The sequence below is a fragment of the Pseudomonas sp. MF6747 genome (genome assembly GCF_963890955.1).
Taxonomy (GTDB): Bacteria; Pseudomonadota; Gammaproteobacteria; order Pseudomonadales; family Pseudomonadaceae; genus Aquipseudomonas.
On the sequence record NZ_CAWPSZ010000006.1, the window covers coordinates 74272 to 95337 of the forward strand.

The following is a 21066-nucleotide window of genomic DNA, read 5'->3' on the forward strand; positions in this document are numbered from 1 at the left end:
TATCGAAAGCACGTACCACTCGCCCAAGAGAGGCTTTGTCATGAACAGCTGTGTGCGTCACCTTGCAGTACTGGCGTTGGGCCTGGCGCTCACGCCATTGGCCCAGGCGCAAAACCTGCCTGGCAGCTACGACTCCAACAACAGCCCTATTCATCGGGCCAACCCCAACAGCATGCAGGGCACCCAGCCCAATGCGCCGGCAACACGGGGAATTCAGACCGCGCCGACCAGCCCCGCACCCACCGTGGAAAACGGCGGCATTGGCAATCGCTATCCCAAACGTGAGGCCGCCCCGAGCCGTCCCACAACCGAAACCAAAGCTCCCACCTATGATGCCAACGGCAATCGCCGGTAAGGACTCCGTCTTATGTTGCTACGCAAAACCCTTCTAGCCGCTATTTGCGCAACCACGCTGCTGCCACTGGCGGCGGTTTACGCCGCCGATGCCCAGCAATTCCCGAGCGAACAAGGCAGCATCACCGCGACTCCAATCGTCAAAGGCCTCGACCATCCCTGGGCAGTGGCGTTTCTGCCGGACAAGCAAGGCTTTCTGGTGACCGAACGCCCAGGTCATCTGCGTTTTGTCAGCCCCGACGGCAAGCTTTCTGCACCGTTGACCGGTGTGCCCCAAGTGTGGGCCAAAGGGCAGGGCGGTTTGCTGGATGTGGTGCTGTCGCCGGACTTCAAGCAGGACCGCATGGTCTACCTGTCGTACGCCGAAGGCGGCGGCGAGGGTGGCAAGGCCGGCACCGCCGTTGGACGCGGGCGCTTGGCGGATGACCTGAGCGGCCTGAAGGACTTCAAAGTGATCCTGCGCCAGGAGCCCAAGCTGTCCACCGGCAATCACTTTGGCTCGCGGTTGGCCTTCGACCGCGATGGCTACCTGTTCGTGACCCTGGGTGAAAACAATGATCGCCCGACCGCCCAGGACCTGGACAAGTTGCAAGGCAAGGTGGTGCGGATCTTCCCGGACGGCCGCGTGCCAGAGGACAACCCGTTCGTTGGCCAACAGGGTGTACGCCCCGAGATCTGGTCCTACGGCCAGCGCAACCCGCAAGGCCTGGCGTTGAACCCCTGGAGTGGCACCATCTGGGAAAACGAACACGGCCCACGCGGTGGTGATGAAATCAACATCATCGAGCGCGGCAAGAATTACGGTTGGCCATTGGCGACCCACGGCATCAATTATTCGCTGACACCGATTCCCGAGGCCAAGGGCAAGACAGTGGAAGGCACCGTGGCGCCTCATCACGTCTGGGAAAAATCACCGGCGATCAGTGGTATGGCATTTTATGACGCCGACCGCTTCAAGGCGTGGCAGCACAACCTGTTCATTGGCGCACTGGCCAGCCAGGAGTTGATCCGCTTGCAGTTCGACGGCGACAAGGTGATCCATGAAGAGCGTTTGCTCGCAGGTTTGAAAGCGCGCATCCGCGATGTGCGGCAGGGGCCGGATGGGTTTCTGTATGTGCTGACTGATGAGGATAATGGTGTGCTGTATCGGGTCGGCCTGAATCAGGACTAACTGTGGGAGCGGGCTTGCCCGCTCCCACATTTCGCGTCGCAACCGGCTTAAAGCCCGAGGTCGGACAACCCCGGGTGATCATCCGGTCGCCGACCCAGCGGCCAGTGAAACTTGCGGTCGCTCGCCTTGATCGGCAGGTCATTGATGCAGGCAAAGCGGTTGGCCATCAGACCGTTTTCGTCGAATTCCCAGTTTTCATTGCCGTAGGAGCGGAACCAGTTACCGGAATCGTCGTGCCATTCGTAGGCATAGCGCACGGCGATACGGTTACCGGTGAAGGCCCACAATTCCTTGATCAGCCGATAGTCCAGCTCTTTAGCCCACTTGCGGGTCAGAAAACCCTTGGCCTCTTCGCGGTTGTGCGCAAATTCAGCGCGATTGCGCCATTGCGTGTCCAGTGTGTAGGCCAGCGATACGCGGAGCGGGTCGCGGGAATTCCAACCGTCTTCGGCCAGGCGAACCTTTTCGATGGCCGACTCGCGGGTGAACGGTGGCAGCGGCGGGCGAACGTCTGCGTCGGATGACGGTGCCTTGGATGACATGGGCAGCTCCTGAAAACAATTAGGTGTATCGAAAGTTGCTCAGTTGATGCGTTCAAAGTTGCAATAACGTTCGCGCCATGCAGCGCGCATTATCAGCAGCTGTTGAATCACCCATCACCAGGGCAACGGTAATGGCGCCGTCGATCAAGATCAGCAGTTGCGCGGCCTGCTGTTCAGGGTCGGGGGTGCCATGTGCTTTGCACAGTTGCAGTGCGTAATCGAACAGTTTTTGTTTATGCGCCTTGGCCAGCAGGCGTACCGGGTCGTGCGGGTCGCCGGTTTCACCGCTGGTGTTGATGAAGGCGCACCCGCGAAAGTCTGCCGAGCCAAACCATGTCTTGAGGGCGTCAAACAGCGCCAGCAGGCGTTCTCCACTGCCTTCACTGCGTTCGACTTCGCTGCGCAGCCATTGCATCCAGCGCTCATCGCGGCGGTGCAGGGCGGCAATCACCAACTCATCTTTATTGGCGAAGTACCGGTAAATACTTTTGCGCGAGACGCCCGCGGTTTTCACCAGCAAGTCCATGCCGGTGGCGGCGATGCCATGGCGATAGATCAACTTTTCGGTGACATCGAGGATAATATCGCGGGTGTCGTTGCTGATTAATTCATTCATGCTTCGCACAGTAGAACGAACGTTCTCCATGGTCAATTAACTTTTTTCCATCGCGGGCGACGAGACCTGAGCTGCCCCATGGTGTAAGCTCGGGGCCTCTTCGGATTCGACCCATTGCGAGCCTTATGCCGTCGTTCTTCAAACGCTCCCTGTTGCCAAAACTGCGTGGTTTCCCACTGTCTCCCGAGTCGATCGACGTGCTGTCCGGCGCCGATGCGTTTCGCCGTTGCCTGCTGGAGAAAATCCCCCAGGCCACGCGGCGCATCTACATCGTTGCGCTCTACTTGCAGCAGGATGAAGCCGGCCAGGAGATCTACGATGCCTTGCACGCCGCCAAGGCTGCACGGCCAGCGCTGGACATCGTCGTGGTGGTTGACTCGCTGCGCGCCCAGCGCGGCCTGATTGGCGCAGGCAAGCAACCCGGCAACAGTGCCTGGTACCAGGCCATGACCCAACGCCACGCCAGCGAAGTGCCGGTGTACGGCGTGCCGGTGCAGACCCGCGAACTGTTCGGCGTGTTGCACCTCAAGGGTTTTGTGATCGACGACAGCGTGCTGTACAGCGGCGCCAGCTTGAATAACGTGTACCTGCACAAGTTCGACAAGTACCGTTTTGACCGCTACCACCTGATCCACAGCCAGGCGCTGGCCGACTCGATGCAGCATTTGCTGGAGCACGGCTTGATTGCCTCCAAGGCCGTGCATCGCCTGGACCTGCCGAACCCGCCTACTACCCGCAGCCTGCGCAACGATATCGGCGATTTGCGCAGCCGCCTCAAGCATGCGGCGTATGACACCACTGCGGGGCTGTTGCCCAACGGCCACCTGTTGGTAAGCCCACTGCTCGGCGTCGGCAAGAACAACCCTCTGAACCGCGTGATCCTTGAGTTGATCGCCAGTGCTCAGCATCAGCTGACGGTCTGCACGCCGTATTTCAACCTGCCACTGCCGGTGACTCGTGAAATCAATCGCGCCCTGGCGCGCGGGGTCAAGATCGACATCATTGTTGGCGACAAAACCGCCAACGACTTTTACATCCCGCCCAGCGAGCCGTTCAAGGTGATCGCGGCGTTGCCTTATTTGTATGAAATCAGCCTGCGCCGTTTCGCCAAGCGCCATCAGCCGATGATCGACAGCGGCCAGTTGAACCTGCACCTGTGGCGCGACGGCGACAACACCTATCACCTCAAGGGCATGTGGGTTGACCAGCGCTACACCTTGCTCACCGGCAACAATCTGAACCCACGAGCGTTCCGACTCGACCTGGAAAACGCGTTGCTCATCGATGACCCGCGCGGCCAATGGCTGGAGCCGCGGCGTACCGAACTGGCGCAGATTTTCCAGCACACCACGCGCATCGAAGGGTATCAGCAGTTGCAGACCCTGGTGGACTATCCGCCGGCTGTCGGCAAGTTCCTGCGACGGGTCAGCCGGGTGCGCATCGAGCGGCTGCTGTACCGCATCTTGTAAGCCCTCGTGGCATAGAGCAGCAGCCGGGCCTGATCAAGCCCGGCTGCTCGCCCGGCAGGCTTGGTTCAGCGACAGATTGAGAACTCTCCTACACCTGGCCTTCGGGTTCTCTCGTAGTCTTTTTGTCGACGGTTCTTAAGGACTAGAACTCTTGCGGTCAAACGTGAAGAGAGCTTGAAATGTCGACCATTTCCTTGATTCGTACGCCCACGCCTTCATTTGTCCCATCAGGCCTACACGGTGAAACTGAACCGCGTGCTTCCCCGGCCGCGCCCACCCCTCAGGACAGTTCCCGCAACGCTGAACATGCGTCATTGGCAGGCGCGCCACGCCGGTTGGACGGGCAACTGACACAAGCCAGGTTTGAACAGGCCGCACTGCGCTACAAGCGCGAAAACTCATCGGCAAGTACCGGCCAGTCGGCCGAAGCTGAGCGTGCAGGCAGAAGCTTTCCGCAGGACGTCGACGCACGCAGGGCGGATGAAAAACTGCAACAAACCCTCATTCACTGGTTGATGACTGGCGACATCAAAGACCAGCCCTTTGCGCGTAACGCATCGATCCGGCCATTTATTGACGCGCTCAGCAAAGCCGCATGGGCGCCACAGGTGCAGGCCTGGTTCAAGGCCAATGGCGTGGACGTGGCCACGGTGCGTGTATTCAGTGATGGCGTGGAAGGCACCGTGTCGGTCAACGGTGTAAAGGTCAGGCGCAGGTTTACCGCTGCAGACGGATCAGGCTGGGGCGAGGTCGGGGCGAAAGTGACCGAGGCGGCCGACAAGTTGTCGCCTGACCCTTTCGGGGTATTGCTGCCCGGCAGGAAAAAAGCACCGTTCCGTGATTTGGACGCGGTTTTTCATTTCTACGGCGTAGAACCCCCCCATTCCGACAAAGAAAGACAGCCGTTGGGCGAGCTGCTCAAGAGCGCGGGCTGGCCGGTGATAGCCGACGAAAAACGCCTGTTCTGGCGCCAGCAGTTCGGTGAGCTTCAGCAAAAAAGCGCTGACATTGACGCACGGATGAACCTGGCGTCTCAACTGCAGAACCTGATCAGGGACGCGAAGGAGGAGGGCACACTCAATCTGGGCGACCAGCCTGCAATGGTTCAGCCTGAGTCGACATTGGCGCAAAACAGCCGGCTGCCTCGCGAACGCTTTATCGCATGGCTGGCGTCGCCATCGTTCAAGACATTTATCGAGAAGATCGGCTTCGGCGGCGGCGACAACATCTACCGGGTTTTCGAGGGCGACCTGGAAATACGCCAGCGTGATACTCAATGGTTTTCGTTGGGCCGTATGCTGCAGGATGAGATCAGCAAGGTCGGCGCAGGCGGCAACCCGGCCGAAAAAGCCGCTATCCGTGCTCTTGAGGGCGACTTCAAGCAACTCGTCGAGATGACCGGGCCGATCGGCAACACCCTGTACTCGCAGCCTGTTTATGATGCGCGTCAGTTCCTGGCGTTTTCCGGGCTGGGGTCACCCAGTACGCTTGCGCACATTTACTCGGCCATCACCGGCCTGAGCAACAACCTGCCACCATCGCCTCCCCACTGGACTCTGCCTTCCTCACGCCCCGAAAACCCGGACCGTGTGTCTGTTGACGCCGCGTTTGGTAACGACCTGCTCAGCTCGATGCACACGGGTTATTCCATTGTTGAGGTCCCGCAGGGGACGTCCATGGCGGCGGCGTTGGACGTTTATCGGCACGTCCTGGCCCAGCCGGAGCTGCAGTCGTGGTTCAAAAGCAAGGGGTTGGAAACCCAGGGGCTCAGGCTGCACAAGGACAGTATCAGCGGTTTCATCAACCGCGACGGCGTGCGCACCGCGGTTACATTCAGCACCGCGGACGATTCCGGATGGTGGCAAGTCAGCGCGAAGCTGCGCTTGATCAGGGAGGTGATGGACCCGGCCGACAAGGGTATTTATTACCTGGCGGAGGGTGAGTCGTGGGTGCCCACTTCCGTTGTCCTGCAGGCTTACGGTTTGCCCGAGTCGGTCTGGACTGGGGACCGGGAGCGGTTGATGACGCAGCTGCAGACCACCGGGCTGGTGATGCCCGCCGACCAGTATCGGCTCATCAGCACGCGCGTGGAGGGCGTGCGACAAGCGATCGGTGACCTGGATGAACGTGCCTACCTGGCCGACTATCTGGAAAACCAGGTCAAGAACGCGCCTGACGATACGCCGTGGGACTGGTCAGAAGAGCCGGTGCTACCGTCGGCGAGCTCACCGATGGTGATGGGCGATCATGCGGCGCGGGCGAGCCTGCAGAGGTTCACCGAGTTGCCTGCCGTGCGCACGCCTCTGCAACGCCAGGGCCTGTTTTGGCCAGGGCAGCCGTTCCGGGTTTCCGAAGGCAAATTCGAACACCGGCTCCCGCAGGGGAAGTGGATAGACCTGAGCAGCCGCCTCACTGGCGAGCGCGGCATCGACCTTGAACTGCGCCACTTGGTCAACATGAGCCAGTCGCGTGGAAACGCCCTGTACTCGGTGTCTTATTACGACATCCGCCAGATGCTGGACCACAAGGGATTGGGCTCACCCCGGACCGCTGGCGAGACGCGCAACATGGTGCGGTGGCTGCGCAGCGCCTTGCCGCCCGCGCCGGCGCTCGGTGATTACTCCGGGCTTTTGCAGGCCCCGTGGTCCCCCGGCCAATTGACCCCGAGCGACAAAGCCATCCTCAAGGCCCAGGCTGGCGAGCGTCTGAGTGGCTCGGCCGTGAGCCGTTTCAATTACCTTGGTCAGACCACTCTTGAGGCGCTGCAACAGCATCCGGCTGAACACCTGGAAAAATTTCTCGGCAGCCCCGATGCGCTGAACTTTGGTGATGACCTGGCTTATGTTCTGAAGTGGCGGGAATCGCCAACGCCCCAGACGGTGCGCCAACAGTTGGCCGTGGCCGCACTTACCTTGCACGCAGAGCCGGATGGCCCTGCAGCGCCGGGCTACATTGGCGGCTATAGCCTTTACCAACCGGGCAATATGGGCCGCACGTTGACTGCGGTACGTCGGGACCTGGAGAAACACCTGCAGCTTGAACGAGGGCTTGAGCCAAAACTTGCGGTGTTGGCGGCCCAGATCCGTCTGGCTCAGGTGGCGCCGGAGTTTCTCGTCCAGGAGGTGCCCAAGGAAATACGGATCGGCACGCCTGCCTGGATGGAACTGCGCCTGGGCTGCGAGATGGCGGAGCTCAAGGCGCCAGGGACCAGCCGCATGATGAACGAGGCACACATCAGCGATCTGGCTGCGCTGGCCCCTACCAGCGAAGCACAGGCCACCTTGATGCAATTGGGCGCCATGAAGATTTTGCTGGATTGGGCGGTGCTCAATGGTGTGATTCCCGCAGCCGCTGGAGGAGAACACCCGCGGTCGGCGATCAACAAAGCCAGCCAGGCGTTCTTCAAACAGCGCCAGGAGGTCAACGATGCAATGAACGCCGTGGCAGAAGTACCGGCGCGCAAGGCGATTGCACTCCGGGAGTTGCTCAAGGTGTTTGCGCCAAGCACGCCCAGCCAGCTGGAGGGCATGAAGGTATTGATTGCCGATGTAAGCGCCCGACGCAACCTGCCCATTTCCGAACCGCGTACACGCTCGCTTGTAGAAACGTACATGACCGGCGACTTGATACCTGGCAAGTGGGTACTCAGAAGCGACATGCCGCAAAGGTTGGTCCGGCCCCGATCCAGCCCCTATCAACTCAACCTGGACGTCGAGGCGCCCGCCGACAAACGCGCCGAACTTGATGAACGAATTCGCAGGCTGCCCGATTTGAAGGCCCTGCTGAAAACCGCAGTCGATGCGCACACCGCGACGCTCAAAAAAGCTTACGCAACCCAGCTCAAACTCATGTTTGCCAAGCTCCCGCTGCCCGATCGTCAGCTTCTGAGCAACCCTGAAAGCGTGGTCAGGTTGTTCACCGTGCGAGGGGAGACGGGGCTGCCTCCGGTCAAGCAGACCGATGCGGATAGAGAGGCGGTCCGGGGGCGGCAAGGGACATTGATGAGGGTCGAACTGGGCAAGGCGGTGTGTTACTTCGAAGTGTTTGCCAATGGCAAGATCACCAAGCGCACCGACCTCCCCAATAACCTGCGGCTGGGCGATGTGCTTGCCGGCAAACCCAATCCCTTGGGGTTGAGCGGCATCTACACGACCGCCTTCACCGCAGGTTTCGAGCTGAATGTGGACTTTGACGCCTACTTGAAAGGCACCGTGCCCCGGCCGAATGTCTCATCCAGAGTCATCGTTGAAAGCATCGGCAATCCGATTGTCGGCGACACGCCCGCGGCCGGTGGTGCAGTGGGAAGTGTCATCACGGACACCTTTGCATCGGCGAAGACGCAACGCATCGTGACGCTGATTGCCGAGCGTAATTTATATGAAAGCGACGACGCGCTGCTGCAACGGGCCGAGGGCACACTGCCGCTGGAAAAGAAGCGGGAAGTCCTGGGTCGTGACAAGGCCATCTTGAAGGGGCTTGTGCCGTTCGTGGGGGCTTATCAGGAGTTTGCGGACGGGAATATCGGCAAGGGCCTGTTTGCCTTGTCGTTGGACGTGGGCGGGCTGGTTATCGGCGCGGGAGGCCAGGCCCGCTCATTGCTGCGCACGGCCAAGACGCTCACGCCCAACCCGGTAGGCGGTCTGGTTCGCCGGCTGGGCGGCACTGTGGCGCCGGCCAGGCCCAAAATTGCCTGGACAAAGCCGGTGGCGAGCTTTGGCGACAGGGCCTTCAATTTCGTCAAGGAATCGGCGTTGTTCTCCAGTGCGGTGATGAATCCGGCGGACGGGTATGCGCAATTGGTAAATGCCGCTATCAAGGGCCTGTTCAAACTGTCGCATCTGGCCCCCAGTGCTTCGATGCTGGGCAAGGCCGCGCCACACTTGCTCACGGTTGAGGAGAAGTTGAGGGCTTACTGGTTGGCGGGAGGGTGGGATCCTGCACCCGCGCCTGCGCCGACGGGCGTGGCTGGAACCAGCCAGGGCGTCGCCGTGGTCGCGTCCAGGGTCAATGGCTTCTGGTATGCGATCAATCCAAAAACGGGGAGGGCGGATGCCACGCCGTTGCCAGACTTCAAATCGACAACCCCGTAGGCCGTCTAAGAGGGCAAACCCGGCGCTACGCTGAATAAGCCCCAGACTCTGCACTGGCTCAAGTGCAGGGCCTGGGGCTTTTTATCAGTTCAGGCCGAGCTTGCCGCGCAGGGTCGACAGGTCTTCAGCCAAGGTGTTGACCGGGCCTACCAGGGCCTTGCGGTCGTTTTCCTTCACTTTGTCGTAGGTCTCAAAGCCGCCGTCCTTGGTTTTGTACTTGGCCAGGATTTTGTCCACGGCAGCGAAGTTCTTGTCGACTTTGGTCAGGAAGACCTTGTCTTGCTTCTCGAGCTGACCACGGAACAGGTCGACGATTTTCTTCGCGCCGTCGATGTTGCCCTGGAAGTCATACAGGTCAGTGTGGCTGTAACGGTCTTCCTCACCGGAGATCTTGGTGGCCGCCACTTCTTCCAGCAGGGCAGCGGCACCGCCGACCACTTTCTCAGGTGGGAAGGTCAGGCCGTCAACCCGGGTTTTCAGGTCGTTGACGTCAGTGTTGAGTTTGGCGGTCAGCGCTTCGAGGCCTTTGGTGGTCTTCTCGGAGAACAGCACGTACTCGATGCGGTGGAAGCCGGTGAAGTCTTCAGCGGTCACGCCTTTTTCGTGGTCGTCAACGCGCGAGTCAATCGAGGCGTCGAGGTCGCTGAACAGCTCGGCGATCGGCTCGATGGACTCATAGTGAACACGGGTCGGGGCATAGAGCTTCTGGGCGGTGGCCAGGTCGCCCTTGTTGATGGCGTCGGTGAACGCCTTGGTCTGGGTGACCAGCTCACCGATTTCTTCTGTGACGTAGATCTTGTAGTCCGACACCGGGCCTACCAGGTCCAGAGGCGCGGTAGCGGCGAATGCTGCCAGCGGCGAGAGGGTCATTAACAACGACAACGCGATAGTCGACTTCTTCATGGGACGTTTTTCCGCTCTGGTTTGTTTTAGGTGTTGGCAGTGGTTTGAGGGTGCGTTGCAGCGAGCAGCGTGCGCCCGATGAAATCCGCAGGCCCGGTGACCCCTGGCAAGGTGAAGAAATACCCGCCGCCGACTGGCTTGAGGTACTCCTCCAGAGGCTCGCCGTTGAGCCGGGTTTGCACGCTGATAAAGCCTTTCTCCAGGTCAGCCTGGTAGCAGATGAACAACAGCCCCATGTCCAGCTGACCGTTTTTGTTGACGCCGTTGGAGTAGTTGAACGGCCGACGCAGGATCAGGTTGGCCTGAGTCTGCGGGGTGCGCGGGTTGGCCAGGCGGATGTGAGCATCGAGCTTGGTCAGCTTGCCTTCCGGGTCCTTGCTGTAGTCGGGAACCTGGGTTTCCTTGTCGCCATCCATGGGCGCGCCGGTGGGTTTGATGCGCCCGATAATGCTTTCCTGCTCTTGCAGCGGGGTACGGTCCCAGCGCTCGACGAAATTGCGAATGATGCGCACGGCCTGGTAGCTGCCGTTGGCGGCCCAGGCGGGTTCGTCGCTGCCGGGCTGCACCCAGACAATCTGGTCCATGGCCTTGTCGTCGTTGGAGTTCGGGTTGGCCGAACCGTCACGAAAACCGAGAAAATTACGCGCGCTCTGCGCAGGCTCGCCGGGTTTGGCTGGCGCCTGCGGCGGCACGCTGCCTTCCTGTTTCCAGCGCACCAGCAACAGGTCCGGCAAGTTTTTGACGATGTCGCGCAGGGCGTGGATATTGGTGTCCGGGGTGTTTGAGCTGAACTGCAGGCTCAGGTCGCCGTGGCACTGCGCCGGCTCCAATGCGTCGTTGGGGAAGCCGACCATGCGGCTCAGGCGCTTGGGTTTGACGGCGGTGAGGCCGAAGCGCTCATCGAACAGCGACTCGCCGACGGACACGGTGATGGTCAGGTTATCCGGCGTGACCACCGGGCCCAGAATGCCGGAATCGGTAGGCGGCAGTTTCGGGTCGACCTGCGGCACGGTGCCGCCGGTCATCAGGAAGCTGATGCGCTCGTTCAATGTGCGAAACAGACGCTCCAGGTCTTCGCGATCAGTGGCCAGTACGTCGAATGCCACCAGCATGCCGCAGGCCGGGCGTGGGGTGACGATGCCGCTCTGGTGCTTGCCGAAAAAATCCTGGTGGTCCTGCGTCTTGTCACTGCGCGGTGCAGTGGTGACTTGCTCGGCCGCCGCAGCCGCCATGGCCGGGCAGCTCAAGCTGCTGCCGGCAATCGCGGCGCCGGTGGCCGCCATGCCCAACAGGACACGGCGACGTTGCGGGGAAAACTGTTCTGAATCACTCATGTAGTAGGTCGTCTTCACTGCAGGCCGGAAAGGCCAAGGGCGGGGTCGATTCCATCGAGTGCAACGGCCAGAGCCTTGGCCTTGTCGGCGATCTGCTTGCGCTGATCGGCCGTAACGCTGTCGTAGCGGCTGTACTGGCCGTCGACTTTCAACGCATTGAGCGCGGTATCGAAGGCGGCGAGGGCGCTGTCGATTTTCGGCAGCAGGTCAGCTGCGGATTTGGTCAGCAACGGGCGCATCAGCTCGACCACCTTGTGGGCGGCTTCCAGGTTGGCGGCAAAGCCATTCAGGTCGATGTGGCTGTAGCGTTCCTCTTCACCGCTGGCGGCGCGTACATCCGCCAGGCTGTTGAGGTTGCGCACCACAATGCTCACCAGTTGTTCCGGCGGCAGCGATTGGGCCAGCAGTTGTTGCTTGAGCGTGGTGACGTCGGCGACCAGGCGTTGCGCGATCGGGGCCAGGCCCTCCAGGCTGTGCTGCTGGAACAGGCTGTATTCGAGGCGATGGAAGCCGCTGAACGCCGGGTCTTGCTCGCGTTTTTCAAAGTAGTCGGCGCGTGCGTTGATGGCGTTATCCAGCTCGGCCAGGCGTTGCGAAGCCGGCGCCAGGCGCTGGTAGGCCTCACGGGCTGGCACGTAGAGCGCCTGCGCCTGAGCCAGGTCGCCGGCTTCAATGGCCTGCGCCAGCGCCGTAACGGCCTTGACCAGCGCACTGCCCTGGCCGCTCAGGTACACGCGGAACTCCGACAGCGGGCCGATAAACGCCACCATCGACGGCTTGGCCTTGGCCTGGGCGTCGGACTCAGCCGTCGGCGTCACGTGCAACGTGCCGCGCGGGTTGCTCAACAGCCCGCAGGTGATTGCATAGTCGCCGGGCAGCAGGTTGGCGTTGATCACCTGGCTCAGGCCGGGGGCGATATTTTCGCGCTCCTCGATCACCAGCACGCCGTCGAGGATTTCCCACTCCACTGCGCGGTCGGAGCGGTTGATGATGCGAAAGCTCGCGTGCCCGGCGGGCACGGTCAACGCGTTGGGTTCGCAGGCGTGGCCATGGATGGTCACTGCGATTTCATTGTGGTTGGTCTGACGTTTGGCGGCGGCCAATTGCGAGGCGTAATAGAACAGCGCACCGGCGCCGATCATCACGACCACCGAGCCGGCCACCGCCCAGCGCAAGGCGCGGGAAGGCAGAGCCGGTTGAGGGGTTGGGTTGGACAAGAGACGGTCCTTACTGGCTGGAAACGGAAGAGGTGTTAGCGACAGGCTTGGGTGGGGCGGACGGCAGGAAGAACATCACCAGCGCCACCACCAGGTAAATCAGATACGCGCCCAGGGTGCTGATGGTCGGTGCATCCTGATAGCCGAACATCCCGGCCAGCACCGAGCCCAATGGGCCATCCATCGGCAGTGTCGCGCTGAAGTCGAACAAGACGGTTTGCAGGTGGTTCCACACCCCGGCTTCGTGCAGGGCTTGTACCGAGTTGGCGAGGATGCCGGCGGCCACCACCAGGATGAACAAGCCGGTCCAGCGAAAGAACGCACCCAGGTTCAAGCGCATGCTGCCGGTGTAGATCAGGAAACCGACGACGATCGCCAGGATCAGGCCGAGCAGGGCGCCAATCGGCGCGCCCGGGCCTTCGCTCTGCTGGAACACCGCGAGCAGGAAGAACACCGTCTCCAGGCCTTCACGGGCCACGGCGAAAAACACCATGGCGATCAGCGCGATCACCTGATGCTTGGAGCCGGCCAGCGCGTGGTCCAGGGATTCGTGCAGGGAATGCTTGATGGAGCGCGCTACTTTGCGCATCCAGAACACCATCGAGCTGAGAATGCCGACGGCCACCAGGCCGACCACACCTTCGAACAATTCCTGTTGTTTTTGCGGGAATTCGGCGCTGACCAGCTCCAGGCCACCGCCTACCAGCAGGGCCAGGGCAGCGGCGAGGAACACGCCGATCCATACTGCGGGCATCCACTGGCCGCGGCCGGTTTGTTGCAGGTAACTGGCGATGATGCCAACGATCAATGCTGCTTCAATGCCTTCGCGTAGCATGATTAGAAAGGGAACGAGCATTCGGCACCGCATCATGACTGGATAGGATGCTAATTTGTAACATAATGATACTCATTACTAAACAGGGAATGTTGCGCTTTGCTGAACTGCGGCTGAACGGTGGTGGCGAATCGCAACCGCCCTTATGATGCACCCCATCTTCATGTACAGCCGATAAGCCCATTTCCCATGTCGGAAAAAGACAGCATTTCCATCCACCTCGTGCGCGAAGCCCTGTCGCAGAGCTGCGCGCCGGGGGCGGCGACGGTTGAAGCGTTGAGCAAGGTCGGGATTGATCCGGCCTGGCTCGAGCAGCCCGGTGCCCGCGTGCCGGCCACCGCTTACGCGCGCTTGTGGCGGTTGCTGGCGCGGCGCACGGATGATGAATTTTTTGGGATGGACCCGCGCAAGCTCAAGTCCGGCAGCCTGGCGTTCCTGTGCCGCGCCGCCATGGCGCAACCCAATCTGGGCGCGGCCCTGCAAACCGGCCTGGGGTTTCTGTCCCTGATGCTTGAGCAAATGCCCGCGCAGTTGGTGCACCAACAGAGCCTGGCGGAAATCGTGTTGGCGGAACCTGCGCCCAAACGCGCGTTTACCTACTTCACCTATTGGATGATTGTGCACGGCGTCGCCTGTTGGCTGGCCGGCCGGCGCATCCCGATCCTTGCGATTGAGCTGCGCTGTGCGCAGCCGGACTTTTACGACGATTACCGGGTGATGTTCTCTGACAACCTGCGTTTTGATCGGCCGCGCACACGCATGATCTTTTCTGCAGACTGCCTGGACCTGCCGATCAAGCGCAGCCCGGAAGAACTCAAGCGCTTTCTTGCCCATGCGCCGGCCAACATATTGGTCAAGTACCGCGACCCGGATAGCCTCGCCACGCGGATCAAGCACGATCTACGCCAGATGTCGCCCGACCTGTGGCCGGAAACCGACGGCCTAGCGGCCAGTCTGTGTATTTCCGCCTCGACCCTGCGCCGCCGTCTGGCAGATGAGGGCCAGACTTATCAAGGGCTCAAGGACAGCGTGCGCAAGGAACTGGCGATCGTCTGGCTGGCCGAAGCGAATATCAGCTTTGCCGAGATTGCTGCGCGGCTGGGGTTTGCCGATGCCAGTTCGTTCTACAAGGCATTTCGCAAGTGGTCGGGATCCAATCCCGGGCATTACCGTAGTTTGATCCTGAATGAGGCGAGTTGAAGGTGCGAGGAAAATGAGACACTACAGGTGTGTTCTTCTGCGGAAGTTAGCTTGTTTGCGGACGCATCGCCCGGATGCATTATCACGCAGAGGGGGGCAAATGATTAAAATTTTTCATCTGTGCTGTCATTGCAACGAAGAAAGCAATCCTCGTCCTCGTCCTCGAGTGAGTCGGTATAGAAATATCGTAAATCAGTGTAATTATAATTACTATCAATGACTTTGCTTAACGCTTTTAATCCCAGGTTGGGGTCGTTGGACCTAAGTGTTATATTGCCCCCTGCATACTCTTTTTCAAGTTCGCTAAATAACGTTTTCTCAAATATACCCCAAGCCTCGAAAGAAATTAAATTTGAAGACTCCATCATGAAGGCTTTGAGGTCCGGCCAGCTTAGAAAACCTTCTGGTTGCGCGGAACAAAATGTACTAAGAAACTGGATTGCATCCTCAGATTGAGCGCCGATTGATGCGCCGTGCCCATCGGGAGAGTATTCGATGACGACGTTTTTTATAATTCTATCTAAAATTGAGTTGTTTAGAATGTCAATAGTATGAGCAAAACGTTCGAGCATTTTAAAGGGGGCGATATTGACGATCGTGATAAAGTATGGTGCTAGCGTATCTTTGCGTTCATTTTTCCATAAAAAAGCAAAGCCGTTATTGCCCTGTTCTCGCCCTTTGGCAGCGACATACTTAGCTGCTGTTTTCATTTGCTCAATGTAGATGTCAATACGGTTTCTCGCGCCACCGGAGTAGAGGTTCATATCATATAGTGATACATGGAATCCTCCTAAATGCTCCTCGCTTAAAGAGACAGCGAGACTTCCCTCTATCATTTCATTAGGCGGGACTAACTCCAACATGATTTTTTTGTTTTGCTCGATCGGTCTTAGGCATAAAGCACACTTGTCCCCCCACACTATTTCATTAAATATATGATGTTTGAGTAAAGCTGGCCAATGCGTGGATACGACAATGCTGAGTACGTCAGAGCCAGCAATAAGAGGGAGGTATTGTTTGATTTCAGCAGTATAGGCGCCTAGCTCGGTGCCTGCTTGTCGCGAGGGGCCAGCCAAGTTTTTCAGTTCAATAATTACTACGGCTTCACTCTCGGTGGAGTAAAGAATGAAATCTGGCTTTAGTATGTCTGAGGGATCAAGGGATATATTTTCGTTGGCGGAAATGACTATATTTTGGTTGAGCGCTTTTAAGCAGAACTCATAGCTCTTCGTTATAGACTCCTCTTCCGTTGTTGTGGGCGGTGGAACATCACTTGAAATGAGTAGCTCTGAAAAGCCATCAACGCACTTTAGCTGTTTCTCCATCCAGCTCTGCATTGCTGCTTCATTTTTAAAAAGCGCCATAAACCATCCATTGTTAAATATTTCAACGAGCCTGTGATTTCAACAGAGTTTTGGATTGTTACCAAGAGGGGAGCAAAAATATTTCAACTGTTTGATCCGGCTTTCTGTTCAAGTACTTAGGTACCTCACCTGCTTTTTCTACCTCAACACCTGCTGGCGTGAAAGGATGAGAGTCATAGACAGTACCCAATAGATCCTTGGTAACATCGTTAAACCGATGAATTTATTGGTTGTGTTGTCGTTGGCATGTCCTGTGTAGCCTATGCGATAACGCTTTTAGCAGCGGAGTAGTCAAAAAAAGCCCCACGACCGAAGGGGGCGTGGGGCTAAAAATTGGCTGGATGCGACCAACCAAAGGAGCGCTTTACATCATTTACTGCTGGCGACCACCGTGTCCGGCTGCCAGCCACCACCGAGGGCCTTGTAGATCGCGACAATCCCGCGATACAAGTCCACTTCGGCCTGGGCCTGGGAGTCTTCAGCGGCCAGACGCTCACGTTGCGCGTCAAGCAGCACCAGGAAATCCACCGTGCCTTCGCGGTAGCGGATCGCCGCAAGGTCGGCCGCCGCGCGACTTGATTCACTCTGACGGATCAGCGAGACCAGGCGCTGCTGGCGTTTGCCGTAATCACTGAAAGCATTTTCCGATTCTTCCAACGCCAGCAGCACTTGTTGCTCATAGGTTGCCAGGGCGCCATCGGCCTCGGCGTTCGCGCCGCGCAACCGCGCTCGCACGCTGCCCAGGTCAAACGCCGCCCAGGTGATGCTTGGGCCGAGGGACCAGGCATTCGCTGCGGCAGACCCGATCTGCGAACCGCGTCCGGCCGTAAAGCCGAGGAAGCCGCTGAGGCTGACCCGTGGGAACAGGTCGGCCTTGGCCACGCCGATACGCGCGGTGGCGGCCGCCAGTTTGCGTTCGGCACTGAGGATGTCCGGACGACGCTGCAGCAGCTGCCCCGGGTCGCCAATGGGCAACGCCTTGGCAATCGCCGGCAGGTCTTTGGGGCTCAGGTCCACAGTCAGCTTGTCGGGGCGCTGGCCGAGGAGGGTGGCGATGCGGTTACGCTCGCGCACTTGCTCGGCCTGCAGTTGCGGCACGCTGGCTTCAACCGCGGCCAGGCGTGCGTCGGCGCGTTCCACATCGAGCTGATCACCGACGCCGGCATCGCGCAGGCTGACGGTAATGGTGCGCGATTCCTGCTGGTTCTTCAGGTTGTCCAGGGCGATGCGTTCACGCAATTGCGCACCGCGCAGTTGACCGTAGGCGTCCACCAGCTCGGCAATCATGGTGACTTGCAGTTGGTACAGGTCGGCTTCGGCAACCTGTTGGTCAGCATCGCTGGCTTCCAGGTTGCGGCGGATGCGGCCGAACAAATCCACTTCCCAGGCCATGTCCAGGCCCAGGTCGTAGCGCTCGCTGTTGACGCGCTTGGTGGTCTGGCCCGGGATCTGGCCTTTGCCCACGTCGCTGCTGGCACGGCTGGTGACCACCGGCATGATGTCGTTGGCCGCGTCATCGCGAATCGCGCGCGCCGCTCGCAGACGGGCAAAGGCTACGCGCAAGTCGCGGTTACCGTTCAACGACTGGGTCACCAGTTGGTCGAGGGTCGGGTCGTCGAACTGCTGCCACCAGATGCCTTCGTACTTGGCGTGGTCATAACTTTTGGTGTCGGCGGCGGCCGTGATGTTGGCCGCCTCCAGTTTCTCGGTTTTGTAATCCGGACCCACGGCACAAGCGCTCAGCGCCAATACCAGCAAGCTCGGCAGGAATACTTTCACGCTCATTGCTGTGTCTCCAGCTTCAAGGCCTTGGCCGCTTTGCGCGCTTCCTGGCGCTCCACATAGCGACGGATCAGTACGTAGAACACTGGCGTCAGCAACAGACCGAAGAAGGTCACGCCGATCATCCCGGAGAACACCGCCACACCCATGGCATGACGCATCTCGGCACCGGCACCGCTGGACAACACCAGGGGCACCACGCCCATGATGAACGCGAACGAGGTCATCAGAATCGGCCGCAGACGCAAGCGGCAGGCTTCCAGTACCGCGGCCAGTGGATCGAGCCCCTCGGCCTGTTTATCCTTGGCGAATTCGACGATCAGAATCGCGTTCTTGCACGCCAGGCCCACCAGTACGATCAAGCCGATCTGGGTGAAGATGTTGTTGTCGCCGCCCGAGATGATTACCCCGGTAATGGCCGACAGCAGCGTCATCGGTACGATCAGGATCACCGCCAGTGGCAGGCTCCAGCTTTCGTATTGGGCGGCCAGTACCAGGAACGCCAGCAGTACGCAGAGCGGGAACACGAACAGCGCGGTGTTGCCCGAGAGGATTTGCTGATAAGTCAGGTCAGTCCACTCGTAGGTCATGCCGTTGGGCAGTTCCTCTTTCAGCAGCTTCTCAATCGCGGCCTGGGCCTGGCCGGAGCTGTAGCCCGGTGCGGCGTTGCCGTTGATTTCAGCGGTGATAAAACCGTTGTAGTGCATCACGCGGTCCGGGCCCGAGGTGTCGCTGACCTTGATAAAGGTCGCCAGCGGGATCATCTCGCCCTTGTTGTTACGCACTTTCAGCTGGCCGATCTGGTCTTCATCCTGGCGGAACTGTTGCTCGGCCTGCACGTTGACCTGATAGGTACGCCCGAAGCGGTTGAAGTCGTTGGCATACAACGAACCCAGGTAGATCTGCAGGGTGTCGAAGATGTCGCTGACGGCCACGCCGTGGGTCTTGGCTTTTTCACGGTCGATGGCCGCATCAACCTGCGGCACGTTGACCGTGTAGCTGGTGAACAGGCCGAACAATTCAGGCACGCCACGGCTTTTGGTGATGACGTTCTGCACTTCTTTGTACAGCTCGTCGTAACCCAGGTTGCCACGGTCCTCGATCTGCAGGCGGAACCCGCCAATCGTGCCCAGGCCCTGTACCGGCGGCGGCGGGAAGATCGCCATGTAGGCTTCTTCGATGCTGCTGTACTTGCCGTTCAGTGCACCGGCAATCGCGCCGGCCGACAGGCTCGGGTCTTTACGTTCATCGAACGGCTTCAAGGTCACGAACACGATGCCGTTGTTCGGGCTGTTGGTAAAACCGTTGATCGACAGGCCGGGGAAGGCGATCGCGCTTTCCACGCCCGGCTGCTTCATGGCGATGTCCGACATGCGCTTGATCACATCTTCGGTGCGGTCCAGGCTCGCGGCGTCCGGCAATTGCGCGAAGGCCACCAGGTACTGCTTGTCCTGGGCCGGTACGAAACCGGTGGGGGTATGGGCGAAACCCAACCAGGTCAGCACCATCAGCCCGGCGTACAGGAACAGTGCGATGCCGCTGCCGCGAATCACCCGGCGTACGGTGCCGACGTAACCATGGCTGGCCTTCTCGAAGAATCGGTTGAACGGACGGAACAACCAGCCGCCGAACACCTTGTCGAGTGCCTTGGAAAAACGGTCCTTGGGGGCGTTATGACCCTTGAGCAAGACGGCAGCCAGGGCCGGGGACAAGGTCAGCGAGTTGAACGCCGAGATCACCGTCGAAATCGCAATGGTCAAGGCGAACTGCTTGTAAAACTGCCCGGTCAAGCCGCTGATAAACGCTGCCGGAATGAACACCGCACACAGCACCAACGCAGTGGCGATGATCGGGCCGGTCACTTCGCTCATGGCTTTTTCAGTGGCCGGGAACGGTTCCAGTCCCAACTCGATGTTACGTTCGACGTTCTCCACCACCACGATGGCGTCGTCCACCACGATACCAATCGCCAACACCAGTCCGAACAGCGACAGCGCATTGAGCGAGAAGCCAAACAGGTGCATCACCGCAAAGGTACCGATCAACGAAACCGGCACTGCCACCAGCGGAATGATCGACGCGCGCCAGGTCTGCAGGAACAGGATCACCACCAGCACTACCAGGATCAGTGCTTCAAACAGGGTATGAACCACGGCTTCGATGGAACCGCGCACGAAGACCGTCGGGTCATAGGCGATGCGGTAATCCATGCCTTCCGGGAAGCTCTGTTTCAGCTCCGCCATCTTGGCGCGCACTTCATTGGAGATGTCGATGGCGTTGGAGCCGGGGCGCTGGAAGATCGGGATCGCCACAGCCGGCTGGTTGTCGATCAACGAACGCAGGGCGTACTGGCTGGAACCCAGCTCAACCCGCGCGATGTCTTTCAACCGCGTGATTTCGCCGTTAGCACCGGCACGAATCACGATATTTTCGAACTCTTCCTCAGTGACCAGGCGGCCCTGAGTGTTGACCGACAGTTGGAAGCTGGTGTCATTGGGTGCAGGTTGCGCGCCCAATGCACCGGCCGCCACCTGGCGGTTCTGCTCGCGAATGGCCGTAACCACATCCGTTGCGGTCAGGTTGCGCGAGGCGGTCTTGTTCGGGTCCAGCCACACACGCAGGGAGTAGTCGCCCATGCCGAACAACTGCACGTCGCCCACGCCGCCCAGCCGCGCCAACTCATCCTTGATGTTGAGGATCGCGTAGTTGGACAGGTAGAGCATGTTGTAGCGCTGATCCGGGGAGGTGATGTGCACCACCATGGTCAGGTCGGGAGACGCCTTGTCTACGGTGATACCGATGCGCGTCACTTCCTCAGGCAGTTTTGGCTGAGTCCGTGTCACACGGTTCTGCACCTGTACCTGCGCGTTGTCCAGGTCGGTGCCCAGGGCGAAGGTGATGGTCAGGGTCAGTTTGCCGTCGGCGGTCGACTGCGAGGACATGTACAGCATGTTCTCGACGCCGGTGATGGCTTGCTCCAGCGGAGCGGCCACGGTTTCACCGATGACTTTAGGGTTGGCGCCCGGGAAGTTGGCGCGTACCACGACGGTCGGCGGTACCACTTCCGGGTATTCGCTGATCGGCAGCTGGAACAGCGAGATCGCGCCGGCAATCAGGATCAACAGCGACAGCACCGCTGCGAAGATCGGCCGCGAAATGAAGAACTTGGAAAAATTCATCTTGAGTTGT

At 59.7% G+C, this 21066-nt stretch carries 14 protein-coding genes; 5 read left to right on the plus strand and 9 right to left on the minus strand.

What is annotated here, in order from left to right:
• Nucleotides 1–40 precede the first annotated feature (40 nt).
• Together AACW30_RS07820 and AACW30_RS07825 are read left to right on the plus strand one after the other, a co-directional pair.
• Nucleotides 41–355 carry a hypothetical protein gene (locus AACW30_RS07820; RefSeq protein ID WP_200624656.1) on the plus strand — a complete coding sequence of 105 codons (315 nt, stop codon included), beginning with the start codon at nt 41–43 and terminating at the stop codon, nt 353–355.
• A 12-nt stretch (nt 356–367) separates the two neighbouring features.
• Nucleotides 368–1525, plus strand: a complete 1158-nt coding sequence (locus AACW30_RS07825) for a PQQ-dependent sugar dehydrogenase (protein WP_106578063.1) — start codon at nt 368–370, stop codon at nt 1523–1525.
• Nucleotides 1526–1572: 47 nt separating this feature from the next.
• On the opposite strand, the gene AACW30_RS07830 is transcribed toward AACW30_RS07825, so the two are convergent.
• A complete protein-coding gene (locus AACW30_RS07830; RefSeq protein WP_200624657.1) occupies nt 1573–2067 on the minus strand; it encodes a nuclear transport factor 2 family protein in 495 nt (164 codons plus the stop codon).
• A 52-nt stretch (nt 2068–2119) separates the two neighbouring features.
• Entirely contained in the window at nt 2120–2683 is a 564-nt protein-coding gene (locus AACW30_RS07835) for a TetR/AcrR family transcriptional regulator (RefSeq protein WP_119740671.1), read from the minus strand.
• 125 nt (nt 2684–2808) lie between these two features.
• Between AACW30_RS07835 and pssA the strand changes: the two genes are divergently transcribed.
• Nucleotides 2809–4152: a CDP-diacylglycerol--serine O-phosphatidyltransferase gene (gene pssA / locus AACW30_RS07840; RefSeq protein WP_106578066.1), complete on the plus strand. Its 1344-nt coding sequence runs from the start codon at nt 2809–2811 to the stop codon at nt 4150–4152.
• 335 nt (nt 4153–4487) lie between these two features.
• Complete coding sequence (locus AACW30_RS07845; protein WP_200624658.1) at nt 4488–9242, plus strand: hypothetical protein; 4755 nt, start codon at nt 4488–4490, stop codon at nt 9240–9242.
• Between the two features lie 84 nt (nt 9243–9326).
• Here the strand turns inward: AACW30_RS07845 and efeO (AACW30_RS07850) are convergent, their stop codons facing one another.
• From efeO (AACW30_RS07850) to efeU, 4 genes are read right to left on the minus strand one after another with little or no spacing between them, the layout of a single operon-like run.
• A complete protein-coding gene (gene efeO, locus AACW30_RS07850; RefSeq protein ID WP_106578068.1) occupies nt 9327–10145 on the minus strand; it encodes an iron uptake system protein EfeO in 819 nt (272 codons plus the stop codon).
• 26 nt (nt 10146–10171) lie between these two features.
• Nucleotides 10172–11479: an iron uptake transporter deferrochelatase/peroxidase subunit gene (gene efeB / locus AACW30_RS07855; RefSeq protein WP_200624659.1), complete on the minus strand. Its 1308-nt coding sequence runs from the start codon at nt 11477–11479 to the stop codon at nt 10172–10174.
• Nucleotides 11480–11493: 14 nt separating this feature from the next.
• On the minus strand, nt 11494–12696 hold the full coding sequence (gene efeO, locus AACW30_RS07860) for an iron uptake system protein EfeO (RefSeq protein ID WP_200624660.1): 1203 nt from the start codon (nt 12694–12696) through the stop codon (nt 11494–11496).
• Between the two features lie 10 nt (nt 12697–12706).
• Nucleotides 12707–13552, minus strand: coding sequence for an iron uptake transporter permease EfeU (gene efeU, locus AACW30_RS07865; protein WP_106578070.1), 846 nt, complete (start codon nt 13550–13552; stop codon nt 12707–12709).
• 168 nt (nt 13553–13720) lie between these two features.
• Here efeU and AACW30_RS07870 point away from each other — a divergent pair, with 168 nt between their 5' ends.
• On the plus strand, nt 13721–14731 hold the full coding sequence (locus AACW30_RS07870; RefSeq protein ID WP_200624661.1) for an AraC family transcriptional regulator: 1011 nt from the start codon (nt 13721–13723) through the stop codon (nt 14729–14731).
• A 104-nt stretch (nt 14732–14835) separates the two neighbouring features.
• Here AACW30_RS07870 and AACW30_RS07875 read toward each other — a convergent pair whose 3' ends face one another.
• From AACW30_RS07875 to AACW30_RS07885, 3 genes are all read right to left on the minus strand, one after another.
• The gene (locus AACW30_RS07875; RefSeq protein WP_200624662.1) at nt 14836–16095 is read right to left on the minus strand and encodes a hypothetical protein; all 1260 of its coding nucleotides are present in this window, start codon (nt 16093–16095) and stop codon (nt 14836–14838) included.
• Between the two features lie 369 nt (nt 16096–16464).
• Nucleotides 16465–17880 (minus strand): efflux transporter outer membrane subunit, encoded by a 1416-nt coding sequence (locus AACW30_RS07880; protein ID WP_200624663.1) that lies wholly within the window; start codon nt 17878–17880, stop codon nt 16465–16467.
• The gene (locus AACW30_RS07885; protein WP_106578074.1) at nt 17877–21056 is read right to left on the minus strand and encodes an efflux RND transporter permease subunit; all 3180 of its coding nucleotides are present in this window, start codon (nt 21054–21056) and stop codon (nt 17877–17879) included. Before AACW30_RS07885 ends, AACW30_RS07880 begins: the two co-directional genes overlap by 4 nt.
• Nucleotides 21057–21066 lie beyond the last annotated feature (10 nt).

Coding starts and splice junctions, on each gene's coding strand:
- AACW30_RS07820 (WP_200624656.1), top strand. CDS start 41: ATGAACAGCTGTGTGCGTCACCTTGCAGTACTGGCGTTGGGCCTGGCG.
- AACW30_RS07825 (WP_106578063.1), top strand. CDS start 368: ATGTTGCTACGCAAAACCCTTCTAGCCGCTATTTGCGCAACCACGCTG.
- AACW30_RS07830 (WP_200624657.1), bottom strand. CDS start 2,067: ATGTCATCCAAGGCACCGTCATCCGACGCAGACGTTCGCCCGCCGCTG.
- AACW30_RS07835 (WP_119740671.1), bottom strand. CDS start 2,683: ATGAATGAATTAATCAGCAACGACACCCGCGATATTATCCTCGATGTC.
- pssA (WP_106578066.1), top strand. CDS start 2,809: ATGCCGTCGTTCTTCAAACGCTCCCTGTTGCCAAAACTGCGTGGTTTC.
- efeO (WP_106578068.1), bottom strand. CDS start 10,145: ATGAAGAAGTCGACTATCGCGTTGTCGTTGTTAATGACCCTCTCGCCG.
- efeB (WP_200624659.1), bottom strand. CDS start 11,479: ATGAGTGATTCAGAACAGTTTTCCCCGCAACGTCGCCGTGTCCTGTTG.
- efeU (WP_106578070.1), bottom strand. CDS start 13,552: ATGCTCGTTCCCTTTCTAATCATGCTACGCGAAGGCATTGAAGCAGCA.
- AACW30_RS07870 (WP_200624661.1), top strand. CDS start 13,721: ATGTCGGAAAAAGACAGCATTTCCATCCACCTCGTGCGCGAAGCCCTG.
- AACW30_RS07875 (WP_200624662.1), bottom strand. CDS start 16,095: ATGGCGCTTTTTAAAAATGAAGCAGCAATGCAGAGCTGGATGGAGAAA.
- AACW30_RS07880 (WP_200624663.1), bottom strand. CDS start 17,880: ATGAGCGTGAAAGTATTCCTGCCGAGCTTGCTGGTATTGGCGCTGAGC.
- AACW30_RS07885 (WP_106578074.1), bottom strand. CDS start 21,056: ATGAATTTTTCCAAGTTCTTCATTTCGCGGCCGATCTTCGCAGCGGTG.